Consider the following 14,200-nt stretch of genomic DNA (forward strand, 5'->3'; position numbering starts at 1 on the left):
AGTTCGGCCAGACGGACGTGGTGCTCGTGCTGGGCGCGAACGACGTCGTGAACCCGGCCGCGAAGGATCCGAAGTCGCCGATCGCGGGGATGCCGATCCTCGAGGCTTATAAAGCCAAGAGTATCATCGTCAACAAGCGGTCGATGGCGTCGGGGTATGCGGGGCTGGACAATGATCTCTTTTATCAGCCGAACACGATGATGGTGTTTGGCGACGCGAAGAAGGTTATCGAATCGATGGTCAAGGCCGTCGAGTAGGGTGGGCACCCCCGTGCCCACGCGTGACGTTTGCGTTCCGTTGGCGTTCGCGTGGGCACGTTTCATTGGATTGATGCCCCCGGCATCAATCCCCCCCGGCCTCAAATTCCCACCCTACCGGCGGCCAAACATCATCAATTCGGCAAGCAGCATCCGCGCCGGCTTGATGGTGTCCAGGGCCGCCAACGCGAGCCCGAACAGCGCCTGCAACGGCCCCGTATCCGCAAAGACGCGCGCCATCGCATCCGTCGTGCGGATGATCGCCCCGCGGTCGCGTACGCGTTCCTCGGCAAAGCGCGCCAGCGCGTCCGCGATGCCGCCTTCGGCATCGATCCCGCGCGCCAGCAGCCGCGCCAGCACGGCCGCGTCGCGCAGCCCGAGATTCAGGCCTTGTCCGGCAACCGGGTGCAAGGTCTGCGCCGCATTCCCGATGGCGACCGTGCGCGCCGTGAATCGCGGATCGGCATTCAACCCGAGCGGAAACGCCGCCCGTTCCGACACGCGCGTAAAGGTGCCCAGGCGTTCGCCGAATGCATCGCCCAGCTGGCGCAGGAATTCCGGCTCGCCCAGGTCGAGCAACTGCTGCGCGCGTTCCGGCCGTACGCACCATACCAGCGCATATCGGTGGCCGTCGGCGCCGTCCTGTGGCAGCAGCGCGAGCGGGCCTTCGTCGGTAAAGCGTTCGAAGGCGCGATGGGGAACCGGTTGGCTGCTCGAGACGCGCGCGATGACGGCCGTCTGCACGTAGTCACGGCGCTGGGTCTTGTCCGCCTGCTCCCCGAACACGCCGCCCTCGGCCTGCACGGCGACTTGCGCGTGCAGCGTACGGCCGTCGTCCAGGTGCAGCACGACGCCGTCGCGGCCCTCGTCGAGCGCTGCCACGCGCACGGGGCGCAGCGTCTGCACGCGCTCGCGCTCGCAGGCGCGCGCGAGCGCGTCGACGACGTCGCCGTAGCGCGTCACATAGCCCAGCGCGTCGAGCCTGTGCTCCGCGCGGTCCATGATGCTGCGGCCCAGGTGGCCGCGGCGCGACACGTGGATCTGGTGGATCGGCGTGGCGGCCGCCGCAACAAAAGGCCAGGCGCCCACGTCGTCCAGCAGCATGCGGCTGCCCCACGACAGCGCGATCGAGCGCGGGTCGGAGATCGCCTGGCCCAGCGCTTTCGCATCGACGAGCGCGATGCGGCGGGCGTCCACGCCGCGGCGCGCCATCAGCGCGGCCAGCGCGAGGCCGACCGGGCCGGCGCCGCAAATCGCGACGTCGACGTGCAGGTCCTGTTCAGCCATGCGCGGTCCCCACGATCGCTTCGATCTCGGCCACCGTCTTCGGCGCGGACGCCGTCAGCAGGCGATAGCCATCCTTCGTCACGACGACGTCGTCCTCGATGCGGATGCCGATGTGCCAGAAGCGTTCCGGCACGCCGTCCGCCGGACGCACGTAGATGCCCGGTTCGACCGTCACGACCATGCCCTCCGCCAGCGGCCGCGACGGTTTTTCCGGCTGCGTGACGTCGCGATAGGCGCCCACGTCGTGCACGTCCATGCCGAGCCAGTGGCCKGTGCCGTGCATGTAGAACGGCACGTAAGCCTTGTCCACGATGGCGTCGTCGGCGCTCGCGTATTTCGATTTGTCGATCAGGCCCAGGTCGAGCATGCCCTGCACGAGCACGCGCAGTGCCGCCTCGTGGAAGGCGCTGTACCGCCGGCCCGGCGCGATCGCGTCGAATGCGGCATCCTGCGCGGCCAGCACGAGTTCGTACAGCGCGCGCTGGGCGTCCGTGAAGTGGCCGTTGACGGGGAACGTGCGGGTGATGTCGGACGCGTAGCCATCCAGCTCGCAGCCGGCGTCGATCAGTACGAGGTCGCCGTCCTGCATCTTCCGGTCGTTGACGTTGTAGTGCAGGATGCAGGCGTTCGGGCCAGATGCCACGATGGGGGTGTAGGCCGGGAACTGGGCGCCGTTCCTGCGGAATTCGTACAGCAGTTCCGCTTCCAGTTCGTATTCGAACATGCCGGCGCGCGCCGCGCGCATCGCGCGTGCGTGGGCGCCGCCCGAGATGTCGCCGGCGCGCAGCATCACGGCCTGCTCGTCGGCGTCCTTCACGAGGCGCATCTCGTCCAGCAGCGGCAGCACGTTGACGAACGTATCCGGTGCCGTCGTGCCGGTGCGGCCCTGCGCACGTACGGCCTTGATCCAGCCCGTCACCCGCGCGTCGAGCGCGGCGCTGGACGCCAGCGGATAGTACAGCGCGGGCGCATTGGCGAGGATGCGTGCCATGTGCGTATCCAGTTCGCCGACCGGGTAGGCGTCGTCGACGCCGAATGCCGTGCGAGCCGCTTCCGGGCCATAGCGGTAGCCGTCCCAGATCTCGCGCTCGACGTTCTTCTCGCGGCAGAACAGGATCGCTTTTGCCGGCGTTTCACCATGCGCGGCCACGAGTACCAGCACGCTTTCCGGCTCCGTGAAACCGGTCAGATAATAAAAATGGCTGTCGTGCCGGTAGGGGTAGTCGCTGTCGCCGTTGCGCAGGACTTCCGGTGCGGTGAACAGCACCGCGACGCTGCCTTCCTGCATCTGCGCGGCCAGGCGCGCGCGGCGTGCCGCGTAGTCCATCAGGAACCTGCCTTGCCGAGGGACGCCGGCGGCGCGTTGAGTTCTTCCAGCTGGCGCACGGTGCCCACGTTGACCCATTGGCCATCGTAGATCTCGCCGCCGACGCGACCCTGGTCAATGAACTTGCGCATCAGGGGGCCGAATTTCAGGAACTCGCCGGCCTTGATCCCGTCGAACATTTCCGGGCGATAGACGCCGATGCCGGCGAAATTCCACTTCGGGTCGCCGTCGTTGGACAGCGTGTACATCGTCAGGCCGAAGTCGCCGTCCGGGTTGTGCCACGGGTTCGGCGTGAGGTACAGCCAGGCGATGTCGCGCTTCTCGGGCGGAATCGGCTGGCCCACGGCGTCCGTGTCCTTGAGCACGTCCAGCACCTGTTCGAAGTCGAAGTAGGGCGCGTAGATGTCGCCGGAGACGGCCACGAACGGTTCGTCGCCGAGCAGGTGCAGGGCGTTGACGATGCCGCCGGCCGTTTCCAGCGGTGTCGGCTCGTGCGAGTAGACGATGCGCGCGCCGTAGCGGCTGCCGTCGCCCAGCACTTCCTCGAACATGTGGCCGAGGTGGGAGTGGTTGATGACGATGTCCTTGATGCCGGCACGCACGAGGTTGACGATGTGCCACGTGATGAGGGGGCGGCCGCGCACCTTGAGCAGCGGCTTCGGACAGGTATCGGTCAGCGGACGCATCCGCTCGCCGCGGCCGGCGGCGAAGATCATGGCTTTCATCCAGGTGCCTTCAGAAGGTGTAGCCGACCTGTGGCGCCTTGTCCTCGAAGGCGTCGAGCAGGCGCACGAGCGGCCTCAGTTCGGTATAGCGGTGGGCGGTCTTGCGCACGTATTCCATCACGGTGGGCAGGTCGCCCAGGTAGCTGGATTTGCCGTCGCGGTAGTTCAGGCGGCAGAAGATGCCGAGGATCTTCAGGTGACGCTGCAGGGCCATGAATTCGAAATCGCGGTAGAACGCGTCGATGTCCGGGTTGACGGGCAGGCCGACCTGCTTCGCGCTTTGCCAGTAGCGCACGACCCAGTCCAGCACGAATTCCTCGTCCCACTGGACGTAGGCGTCGCGCAGCAGCGAGCCCAGGTCGTAGGTGACGGGGCCGTAGACGGCGTCCTGGAAGTCCAGCACGCCCGGGTTGCCCTGGTCGAGGAACATCAGGTTGCGGGAATGGAAATCCCGGTGCATGTAGACTTGCTGCTGAGACAACACGTTCGCGGTGATCGCCTCGAACACTTTATCCAGCTGGGCGCGCTGGACGTCGTTCAGCTGCACGCCCAGGTGGCGCTCGATATACCACTCGGGGAACAGGTTCAGCTCGCGCAGCACGAAGGCGCGGTCGAATTCCGGCAGTACGTCGGGCTGGCTCGCCAGCTGGAACTTGAGCAGGGCGTCGATGGCATCCGAGTACATGAACGGGGCGTTGTCGACGCTGAGGCGTTGCAGGTACGTCGTGGTGCCGAGGTCGGACAGCAGCAGGAAGCCGCTGTCCTCCTTGCGGGCCACGATGGCGGGCACGGTGACGCCGGCGTCGCGCAGCAGGCCGTCGACCTGGATGAAGGCCGGCACGTTTTCGCGCTCGGGCGGGGCGTCCATGGCGACCAGGGACTCCCCCAGTTTGTCGCGTAGCGCCGGCACAACATCGAGACGGAAGTAACGACGGAAACTCGCATCGGACGACGCGGGGCGCAGGGTGCCGACGTCGACCAGGTCCAGGGAACCCAGCCATTCGGTCAACTGGGCGAGGCGGGCATCCTTGTCAGAGGGAGTGGGAACGTGTTGAGACTGAGAAGACATGAAGCGTCCCGGTGAAACGGGTTGGTGATGGGAATTCCCATATAATAAGGGATTCAATCCAAAAAATCGCCCTCTATGGTGCAACGCGATCTTTCATGAGCTGGATGACGGCCCTACCATTCCCGCCGCGGCGAACTGCCGCCCTGTCCGCCTGCGTGGCCATGGCCACGGGACCGTTGTATGCACAGACGGCGACACCGACGGCGGCCGCGCCCGCGCCGGGCCAGCCCGCGTCGCCAGCTTCCCACGCCAACGAGCAGGACCTGCCGGTCACGCTGCGCGCCGAGGAATTCAGCGGCCGTCCCGACCGGGTGCTGAACATGGTGCGCGACGTCGAGATCACGCGCGGTTCCACCGGCATCACGGCGGACACCGCATGCTACCGGCGCGTCGAGGACGAGGTGACGGCCGAGGGTCATATCACCATGTGGCGCTTCGGCGACCGCTACAAGGGCGACGCCCTGCAACTGAACCTGGAAACCGGTAAAGGCTGGGTGCTGCACCCGGAATACCGCCTGGCGCTGAACAATGCGCAGGGCAAGGCGCAGCGTATCGATTTCCTCGGCGAGGACCAGGCGGTCGTCTCCGACGGCACCTACAGCACGTGCGAAGGCCCGGACCCGGACTGGTACCTGAAGTCCAGCAGGCTGCGCCTGGACCAGGGCCGCGACGTCGGCACGGCAGGCAAGACGATCATCTATTTCAAGGACGTGCCCATCATCGGCACGCCCGCGCTGTCGTTCTCGCTGTCGGGCGCGCGCCGCTCCGGCTGGCTGCCGCCCACGATCGGCTTCGGCTCCAAGGGCTCGGCCGAACTGATGGTGCCGTATTACTTCAACATCGCGCCCAACCGCGACCTGACGCTGTACCCGCGCTACATCTTCGCGCGCGGCCTGCAGCTGGGCGCGACGGGGCGCTACCTGGGCGAGACGGACGCCGGCCGGTACAGCGGCGAGACCCACGTCGAATACCTGGCGGGCGACCGCCTGGCGCACCGCGACCGCTGGTGGGTCGACACGCTGCACAGCCAGGCGCTGGCGCCCGGATGGTCGTTCGGCTGGAACGCGCACGCGGCGTCCGACAACGAATACCCGTCCGACTTCTCGCGCACCGTCGCCGCCAGTGCCGAGCGCCAGCTGCTGCGCGAACTGCGCACGGACTACAACAGCCAGTACTGGAGCCTGACGGCGCGCGTGCAGAGCTACCAGATCCTGCAGGACCCGGGCGCCATCCTCAACCCGGCGCTGACCGTGGCGACGCCGTTCAACCGCCTGCCGCAGATTAACTTCCACGCCGGCCGCTACGACGTGCTGGGCGGCTTCGACTGGGCGGTGGACGCGGAAGCCGTGCGTTTCTCGCATCCGGACGAGCAGCAGGTGCAGGGCAATCGCGCCAATCTCGTCGGGCAGGTCAGCTATCCGTGGGTGCATCCGGGATGGTTCATCACGCCCAAGGTCATGCTGCACGCGACGCAGTACGACCTGACGCAGAACGTCAACAGCGACGACAAGATCTCGCGCGTGCTGCCCACGTTCTCGCTGGACAGCGGCCTGATCTTCGAGCGCAAGTCGTCGCTGTTCGGCCAGGGCGGCACGCAGACGCTGGAGCCGCGCCTGTTCTACGTGCGTACGCCCTATAAGAACCAGGACGACATCCCCAATTTCGATACGGGGGTGGCGGGCTTCAACTACGCCCAGCTGTTCACGGAAAACCGCTTCGTCGGCGCCGACAAGGTGTCGGACGCGAACCAGTTGACGGCGGCGATCGTCTCGCGTTTCATCGAGGCCAACGGTGCCGAGCGCCTGCGCCTCGCGGTCGGCAGCCGTTATTATTTCAGCGACCCGCGCGTGCGCCTGAACTCGAGCGAGCAGAGCAACCAGACCCGCTCGGACGCGCTGCTGGCCGCGTCCGGCCGCATTTCGGAGTCGTGGAGCTTCGACAGCGGCGTACAATACGATGCGCAGGCCCGCAATCTGTACAGTTCGAATCTCGGGGTGCAATGGCAGCCGGCCCCGATGAAGGTGTTGAACGTCGAATACCGCTACCAGCGCGACACCTTCGGCATCGCCAACGGCTTCCGCAATGCCGACGTCTCGGGCCAGTGGCCGCTGACGCAGCGCTGGTATGGCGTGAGCCGGGTGAGTTACTCGGTGCGCGACCGCAAACTGCTCGAGAGCCTCATCGGGCTCGAGTACAAGGCGGATTGCTGGGTGTTCCGCATGGGCGCGCAGCGTTTCGTGACCGCCGCGCAGACCACCGCGACGCCGATCTTCTTCCAGCTCGAGCTCAACGGCCTGTCGCGGCTGGGCTTCGGCAACCCGCTGGAGACTTTCAACAAGAGCATCCCCGGCTACACCCGGCTGAATACGAATGTCGGCCGCCCCTGACCGGGCCATGGACAACCAGATACCTGAAATGAGTGCTTTCCTGAATATGCGTACTACCCGTCTGTCCCCGCACCGTCCGCACCCGCTCAAGCTGGCGGCGATGCTGCTGTGCGCTCTCGCCGCCGGCGACGTCCTGGCCCAGGCCGCAACCGCGGCCAAGCCCGCCGCTGCCGCGGATGCCAAACCGGCCGCACCGGCTGCCAAGCCGGGCACCGGCTTCCTGCCGCCGGCCTCCAGCAATGCCCACGTCATCGACTCCGTGTACGTGATCGTCAACGACGAAGTCATCACCAAACGCGAAGTCGAACAGCGCATGGCCGAGATCACCCAGCGCCTGAAGGCGCAGGGCGCCCAGATGCCGGCCGAGGAAGACCTGCGCCGCCAGGTCGTCGAGGCCATGATCACCGAACGCGCCCAGCTCCAGCTGGCCAAGGAAATGGGCGTGCGCATCGACGACACGACGCTCGACCGCGCCATCGGCCGCATCGCCGAGAACCAGAAGATGACCGTGCAGGACATGCGCAATGCGATGGAAAAGGAGGGCATGGCGTTCTCCCAGTTCCGCGAGCAGATCCGCAACGAGATCATGATGCAGCGCCTGATCGAGCATGAAGTCGACAGCAAGATCCAGGTCACCGACGCCGAGATCGATACCTATCTCGCCGCCGAAAAGGCCGCCGCCGCCGACCGCGTCGAGATGGACATTTCCCAGATCCTCGTGCGCATCCCGGAAAACGCGTCGCCGGAACAGATCGCCGCGCGCAAGGCTAGAGCCGACGAGGTGGTGCGCCAGCTGCGCACGGGCGCCGACTTCGCCAAGATGGCCGCCACGTATTCCGATTCGCCGGACGCGCTGAAAGGCGGCTCGGTCGGCTGGCGCGACCCGGACCGCCTGCCCCCGATCTTCGCGAGCGAACTGCACAAGCTGAAGCCGGGCCAGGTGACGCCGGTGATCCGCACCAACGTCGGCTTCCACATCCTCAAGCTGATCGAGCAGCGCAAGCTGGCGGATGCGCAGAAGGCCGACCAGGCCGTCGTGCAGCAGACCCATGCCCGCCACATCCTGCTGAAGATCACGCCGACGCAGAGCGAGGACGAGGCCCGCAAGAAGCTAGCCGAGATMAAACAGAAGATCGCGAGCAAGCAGGCCACGTTCGAGGACATGGCGCGCCAGTATTCGAACGACGGCTCGGCCTCGAAGGGCGGCGACCTGGGCTGGCTGTCCCCGGGTGATGCGCTGCCGGAATTCGAGAACCCGATGAACGCCCTGAAGCCGGGCGAGATCTCGGACGTCGTCAAGACGCCGTTCGGCCTGCACCTGATCCAGGTCGTCGAGCGCAAGTCGGAAGACGTGTCGAAGGAGAAGGAACGCTCGGCCGCGCGCCAGGTTCTCACCGACCGCAAGCGCCAGGAAGCGCTGGAAGACTGGAGCCGCCAGGTCCGCGACCGCGCCTACGTCGAGTTCCGCGAGGACAAATAAATGTCGGCGGCAGGCGCTCGTCCCAACCTCGCGATCACGGTCGGCGAGCCAGCCGGCATCGGCCCGGAAATCTCGATCCGTGCCGCGTGGGCGCTGCGCAGCCAGGCCCGCTGCGTGCTCGTGGGCGATGCCGCCTTTTTATCACTCACGGCCAGCCTGATCGACCCGGCGATCCGCCTGTCTGCCATCTCCACGCTGGCGCTGCGCCACAGCGGCCTGCCGCACTTCGGGCCTGACGTCATCCCCGTCGTCGACGTGCCGCTCGAGGCCCATGTCGTGCCGGGCCGGCTGGATGCCGCCAACGGCCGCGCCGTGCTGGCCACGCTCGACCTTGCGATCGAGGGCACGCAGGCCGGCTGGTGGGAGGCCATCGTCACGGCACCGCTGCAGAAGAGCACCATCAACGACGCCGGCGTCGCGTTTTCCGGCCACACGGAATACCTGGCCGAGAAGACGAACACGCCCAAGGTCGTCATGATGCTCGCGGGCTCGCCCGGCCATGACCAGCCCTATTTGCGCGTGGCGCTGGCCACGACGCACCTGCCGCTGAAGGACGTTCCGGCGGCGATCACGCGTGACAGCCTGACGCAGGTGCTGGACATCCTGCACACGGACCTCGTGCGCAAGTTCGGCATCGGGTCTCCCCGTATCCTCGTGACGGGCCTGAATCCGCACGCCGGCGAAAACGGCTACCTGGGCCGCGAAGAGATCGACGTGATCACGCCCGTGCTGGAAGATGCGCGCACCCGCGGCATCGACGCGCGCGGACCGTATCCGGCCGACACGCTGTTCCAGCCCAAGTACCTGGAGGGCGCCGATGCGGTACTGGCCATGTACCACGACCAGGGCCTGCCCGTACTCAAGCACGCGACGTTCGGCCGCGGCGTCAACATCACGCTCGGCCTGCCCTTGATCCGCACGTCGGTCGACCACGGCACGGCGCTCGACCTCGCGGCACAAGGCCTGGGCCAGGCCGACTGCGGCAGCATGGAAGAGGCGATCCGCGTCGCCCTCGCCATGGTGCGCGCGCAACAGCAGTAATAGAAATAATCCGCATAACGATAATGAAACACGTAGCCCGCAAGCGCTTCGGCCAGAACTTCCTGACCGATGACCACGTCCTCCACAACATCATCGAAGGCATCAACCCGCGCCGCGGCGACACCATGGTCGAAATCGGCCCGGGCCTGGCCGCGATGACGGCGCTGCTGCTCAAGGAGCTGGACCACATGCACGTGGTCGAACTGGACCGCGACCTCGTCGCGCGCCTGGAAAAAGCGTATCCGCGCGAGCGGTTGACCATCCACGCGGGCGATGCGCTGAAATTCGATTTCGGTGCCATCCCCGTCCCGGAAGGGAAGAAGTTGCGCGTGGTCGGCAACCTGCCGTACAACATCTCCAGCCCGCTGCTGTTCCACCTGGCCGACTATGCGCACCTCGTCGAGGACCAGCACTTCATGCTGCAGAAGGAAGTCGTCGAGCGCATGGTGGCGGAGCCGGGCACGAAGGCCTATGGCCGGCTGTCCGTGATGCTGCAGTGGCGCTACGACATGGCGATGCTGTTCGTCGTGCCGCCGACGGCGTTCGATCCGCCGCCGCAGGTGGATTCCGCCATCGTGCGCATGGCGCCCACGCGCCGCCAGCTGCCGGCCGACGCGGGCACGCTGGAAGCCGTCGTGCAGAAGGCGTTCTCGCAGCGTCGCAAGGTGATCCGCAACTGCGTGGCGGGCATGTTCAGCGAACAGCAGCTCGTCGACGCCGGCATCGATCCGGGCGCGCGGCCGGAAGCCGTGGGGCTCGAACAGTACGTGGCGCTGGCCAATATCCTGAAACCCGTCGCCTGATCAGCGGTTGGGGCCTTGCCAGCCCTGCGCCCGCGCCGCTTCCTCACCGGCCGCATCGAGCGGCTTGTCGGCGATGCGCGCGTCGATGGCATCCAGCACGGCGGGCGGCAACCCGGTGCCGGCCTGGCGGTAGGCGCCCTGGGCTTCCGCGCCCGTTTCGGCCATGACGGGAATCCGCCACTGTCCGCCCGTACGGCATGCCAGCCCGGCCGAGGTGCCCATGATAAAGCTGCGGCAATATTCGCCGTCGCGGGCGGCGAAGCTGACGCCGACCCGGACCGCGCCGGCGTCCTTCCCGCCGACCTGGCGGTCGAGGGCGGACGCCAGTTCTCCTTGCGCCACCACCTGGTTGCCGTTGCCGGCGATGGCCGGCTGGCCACCTTGCGGGACCACTTTGCCGACCAGGACGCCGACCATGAGCATGGCCGCCAGCGCACCCCATTCCGGCCACGACCAGCGCCGGCGCGCGGGTGCGGGTGCGGGCTCACGCGCACGCGCGGCGCGGGCCGCATCGAGGGATACGACCGGCGCGACCGGCGCGGCCGGCGGCGGCTGCAGGCGGGCCGGTACCGGCTCGTCGAGGATGCCGGCAAAGGCGGCGGCGATATCCTGGCGCAGGGCGCGGTGGCGTGCCACCGCCTCGGCGATGGCGGCATCTTCCTGCATCGCGTGCTCGATGGCGGCCCGCTCGGCCGGTTCAAGTTCGCCGTCGGCATAGGCCATCAGGGTTTCATCGGAATAAGTCATCGTGTCCTCGGTGTCGAATCGGCGAGCAACTGTTGCAGGGCCTCGCGAGCGCGCGCCAGGCGGCTCGTGAGCGTCCCGATCGGGATTTCCAGCACGTCGGCCGCCTCCTTGTACGGCAAGCCGTCCACGAGGACCAGGCCGACGACGAGCCGGTGCTCCTCGGACAGCAGGCTGATCGCCTTCTGGATCGCCAGCCGCTGCTGGTGCGCCTGCGCCGTATCGTCGCCCACGTGCTCGCCTTCCTCCTCGGGGGCGAACAGTTCGGCGCGCCGCGTGCGGCTGCGGACTTCGTCGATCCATGCGTTCTTGATGATCCGGAAGATCCAGCTGTCGAGCCGCGTCCCCGGTTCCCATTGTTCGCTGCGGCCGAGCGCGCGCTCCATGGCGATCTGCACGAGGTCGTCGGCGTCCTCGCGGTGGAAGGTCAGTGCGCGTGCAAAACGGCGCATGCGCGGCAGCAGGGCGGCAATCTCGTCGGCAAGCATAAAGAATGTCTGTTATTGGTAAACGACGCAGACCGGGATTTTATTCCCGCTCCCGTTCGTTGATTCATCATACGGTTCATCATATATGATCTGCTCATGAAGTTCCCTTGCGTAAATATTGTTGCGGTAGTCCTGCTGTGTGGCACGGGTTCCGCCCATGCGCAGCTGGGCCTGCCACAACTGCCGCTGCCGGGGCGCGTCGGCCTGCCCGGGCTGGGCCAGCTGGACGGCTTGCGCCGGCCCGTCGACCAGTTGCTCGACCGCGCACCGCTGCCGGACCTCGTCAGCCTGCGGGCAAATACCGTGCGGCAGTTGTTGCGCGAGCATCCGGACGTGCTGGAGCCCGATCCCCACGGTGAACCGGCGCTGCGCGGCGAAGTGCTGGCCTGGGGCCCATCGGATGCCGCATTGCGGGCGGCGCGCGAGGCGGGGGCAGTCGTCGTGCGCGACGAAGCGATGCCGGGGCTGGACGGCCGCATGGTCGTGCTGCGCCTGCCTGCCGGCGTGGCGACGGCGGACTTCGTCGAGCGCCTGCGCGCCGTCGACCCGGATGGCAGTTATGACTTCAACCATGTGTATACAGGCAGTGGCGCGGCGGACGGCGTGCGCGCCGGAGCCGGGGCCGCCGTCCGGGTCGGTCTCGTCGACAGCGGCGTCGAGGCCGGCCATCCGGTGTTCGAGGGCGCGGCCGTCACGCGCTGGGGCTGCGACGGCCAGGCCGTGCCCGCGCCGCACGGCACGGCCGTGGCGGCGCTGATGGTCGGGCGGTCCGAGCACCTGCGCGGTGCGGTGCCGGGAGCCTCGCTGTATGCCGCCGACGTGTATTGCGGCAGCCCGACGGGCGGCGCGGCCGACCGCATCGCCGCCGCGCTCGGCTGGCTGGATCAGCAGCAGGTCGGGGTCGTGAACATCAGCCTGGTCGGGCCGCCGAACGCATTACTGGCACGTGCCGTCAGCGCCATGCAGGCGCGCGGCCATCTGCTGGTGGCCGCCGTCGGCAACGACGGACCGGCGGCGCCGCCGCTGTATCCGGCCAGCTATGCCGGCGTCGTCGGCGTCACCGGCGTCGACCGGCGCGGCAGGCCGTTGCCGGAGGCGGCGCGCGGTCCGCAGGTGAAATTCGCCGCGCCGGGCAGCCAGATGGTCAGCGCGGCGCCAGGCACGCCACCGTACCGCCAGGTGCGCGGCACGTCGTTCGCGGCGCCCATCGTCGCAGCCTTGCTGGCGCAGCGCCTGCCCCGGCCCGACCGCGCAGCGGCGGCCCGGGCGATAGACTCCCTGGCGCGCGAAGCGGGCGGCGGCCAGGCGGTGGCCAACAACGAGACCGGCTACGGCATCGTCGGCGCCAACGTGCGCACCGACCCGTCGGACCTGCGATAAAAAAATTTTTTAAAAGAATGGAAGAAAACGCGGGGCCGCCTCGTTTTCCTTGTATCGGCGGCGACATATGCCGCCCCTTCACAAGGAGAACAGACATGAAAGCCAAACAGATTGCCCGCCACATCGCCTTTATCTTCGTCATCGGCCTGACCCACCAGGCCCACGCCCAGCTGCTCGGCGGCCGCATGGGCGGCTCGTTGGGCGGATCCCTGGGCGGCTCCGTCGGGGGCATGATGGGCGCGGCAGGCGGCCTGGGACGCATGAACATGGTGAACGACATGGATCGTGAAGGCCGTCTTGCCCGCGACACGGTGGATGGTGCGCGCGGCGGCGCCGAGATGGCCGGACGCGCCGCCCGTGGCGCCGGCGAAGTCGCCGGCACGGCACGGGGCGCGGCCGAGGCTGCGCCCGCCGTGGGCCGCGCCGCCGGTCAACAGGTCGCCGGCAGCGCTTCCGGCACGGGCGCCCTGGACGGTGCGGTGAATGCTGCGCGCCAGTCGGGTACGGGTTCTGCTGGCGGTAGTGCTTCCGGTACGGGTGCGCTGGACGGTGCACTGAACGCGTCGCGCCAGTCGGGCACGACGTCGGCTGGCGGTGGTGCGTCCGGTACGGGGGCGCTGGACGGTGCGGTGAATGCTGCACGCCAGTCGGGCACGACGTCGGCTGGCGGTAACGCTGCCGGTACGGGTGCCCTCGATGGAGCTTTGCATGCCGCGCGCCAGCCGGGCACGGGTTCTGCTGCCGGTGGCGCTGCTGGTGGCGCTGCCGGTACGGGGGCCCTGGACGGCGCGTCGCACGCATCGCGCCAGTCGGGCAAGGCGCCGGCTGGTCATGGTGCCGCCGCGACGCAGCCTGCGCCGGCAGCGCGGCATCCGGGCCTGTTGTCGGGCGTGGGCGGTGTCGCGGGCAACACGACCGGCGCGGCCGGCGCGGAGCGCTCGGCCTCGGTCGAAGGCGGCAGCGGTGGGGCGAAGGCCCGTGCTGACGGCTCGGGTTCGGGCTCGGCCAGCGTGGATGGCAGCGGTGCGGCCGGTGCGCTCGGCGGTGCGGCCGGTGCAACCCGGCATGCGGCGGGCGCGGCCCGCGACCGCGTGGCGACGGCCGGCAGCGAGGCCGCCGGCAGCGCGCGCAGCGGTGCCCGCTCGGTGCGCGACAACGCCTCTTCAATGAACGGCAGCGTGACGGTCAGCGGCAGCGCGAGCGGCTCGGCGT

At 68.2% G+C, this 14,200-nt stretch carries 12 protein-coding genes and 1 pseudogene; 7 read left to right on the top strand and 6 right to left on the bottom strand.

From position 1 onward, the window contains the following. Positions 1–257: NAD(P)(+) transhydrogenase (Re/Si-specific) subunit beta (locus AC1DYX_RS17860; RefSeq protein ID WP_477261191.1), on the top strand; the 257-nt coding region annotated here is incomplete at its 5' end. A gap of 114 nt (positions 258–371) precedes the next feature. Here AC1DYX_RS17860 and AC1DYX_RS17865 read toward each other — a convergent pair. The 4 genes from AC1DYX_RS17865 to AC1DYX_RS17880 are packed head-to-tail and all read right to left on the bottom strand — an operon-like array spanning position 372 to position 4,665. Continuing rightward, on the bottom strand, positions 372–1,544 hold the full coding sequence (locus tag AC1DYX_RS17865) for an FAD-dependent monooxygenase (protein ID WP_477261193.1): 1,173 nt from the start codon (positions 1,542–1,544) through the stop codon (positions 372–374). Next, on the bottom strand, positions 1,537–2,871 hold the full coding sequence (gene pepP / locus AC1DYX_RS17870; protein ID WP_477261195.1) for a Xaa-Pro aminopeptidase: 1,335 nt from the start codon (positions 2,869–2,871) through the stop codon (positions 1,537–1,539). Before pepP ends, AC1DYX_RS17865 begins: the two co-directional genes overlap by 8 nt. Then, a complete protein-coding gene (murU, locus tag AC1DYX_RS17875; RefSeq protein ID WP_477261196.1) occupies positions 2,871–3,596 on the bottom strand; it encodes an N-acetylmuramate alpha-1-phosphate uridylyltransferase MurU in 726 nt (241 codons plus the stop codon). The genes pepP and murU overlap by 1 nt, the downstream gene beginning before the upstream one ends. Positions 3,597–3,606: 10 nt before the next feature. Next, on the bottom strand, positions 3,607–4,665 hold the full coding sequence (locus tag AC1DYX_RS17880) for an aminoglycoside phosphotransferase family protein (RefSeq protein WP_477261198.1): 1,059 nt from the start codon (positions 4,663–4,665) through the stop codon (positions 3,607–3,609). A 95-nt stretch (positions 4,666–4,760) separates the two neighbouring features. Between AC1DYX_RS17880 and AC1DYX_RS17885 the strand changes: the two genes are divergently transcribed. Genes AC1DYX_RS17885 through rsmA form a run of 4 tightly spaced genes read left to right on the top strand, consistent with a single transcriptional unit; the run spans position 4,761 to position 10,376 of the window. After that, a complete protein-coding gene (locus tag AC1DYX_RS17885; RefSeq protein ID WP_477261200.1) occupies positions 4,761–7,052 on the top strand; it encodes an LPS-assembly protein LptD in 2,292 nt (763 codons plus the stop codon). A 46-nt stretch (positions 7,053–7,098) separates the two neighbouring features. Then, entirely contained in the window at positions 7,099–8,532 is a 1,434-nt protein-coding gene (locus AC1DYX_RS17890; RefSeq protein ID WP_477261202.1) for a peptidylprolyl isomerase, read from the top strand. Next, the gene (pdxA, locus tag AC1DYX_RS17895) at positions 8,533–9,573 is read left to right on the top strand and encodes a 4-hydroxythreonine-4-phosphate dehydrogenase PdxA (protein ID WP_477261204.1); all 1,041 of its coding nucleotides are present in this window, start codon (positions 8,533–8,535) and stop codon (positions 9,571–9,573) included. It begins immediately after the preceding gene. A 23-nt stretch (positions 9,574–9,596) separates the two neighbouring features. After that, on the top strand, positions 9,597–10,376 hold the full coding sequence (gene rsmA / locus AC1DYX_RS17900) for a 16S rRNA (adenine(1518)-N(6)/adenine(1519)-N(6))-dimethyltransferase RsmA (RefSeq protein WP_477261206.1): 780 nt from the start codon (positions 9,597–9,599) through the stop codon (positions 10,374–10,376). On the opposite strand, the gene AC1DYX_RS17905 is transcribed toward rsmA, so the two are convergent. Together AC1DYX_RS17905 and AC1DYX_RS17910 are read right to left on the bottom strand one after the other, a co-directional pair. Then, the gene (locus AC1DYX_RS17905; protein ID WP_477261208.1) at positions 10,377–11,123 is read right to left on the bottom strand and encodes an anti-sigma factor; all 747 of its coding nucleotides are present in this window, start codon (positions 11,121–11,123) and stop codon (positions 10,377–10,379) included. It abuts the gene before it with no gap. Next, positions 11,120–11,608, bottom strand: coding sequence for an RNA polymerase sigma factor (locus AC1DYX_RS17910; protein WP_477261210.1), 489 nt, complete (start codon positions 11,606–11,608; stop codon positions 11,120–11,122). The genes AC1DYX_RS17905 and AC1DYX_RS17910 overlap by 4 nt, the downstream gene beginning before the upstream one ends. A 96-nt stretch (positions 11,609–11,704) precedes the next feature. Between AC1DYX_RS17910 and AC1DYX_RS17915 the strand changes: the two genes are divergently transcribed. Beyond that, positions 11,705–12,988 (top strand): S8 family serine peptidase, encoded by a 1,284-nt coding sequence (locus AC1DYX_RS17915; RefSeq protein WP_477261212.1) that lies wholly within the window; start codon positions 11,705–11,707, stop codon positions 12,986–12,988. Between the two features lie 95 nt (positions 12,989–13,083). Further along, a pseudogene (locus AC1DYX_RS17920) lies at positions 13,084–14,200 on the top strand (hypothetical protein); the annotation flags it as partial.

It is taken from the genome of Massilia sp. P2_C2 (assembly GCF_056404615.1).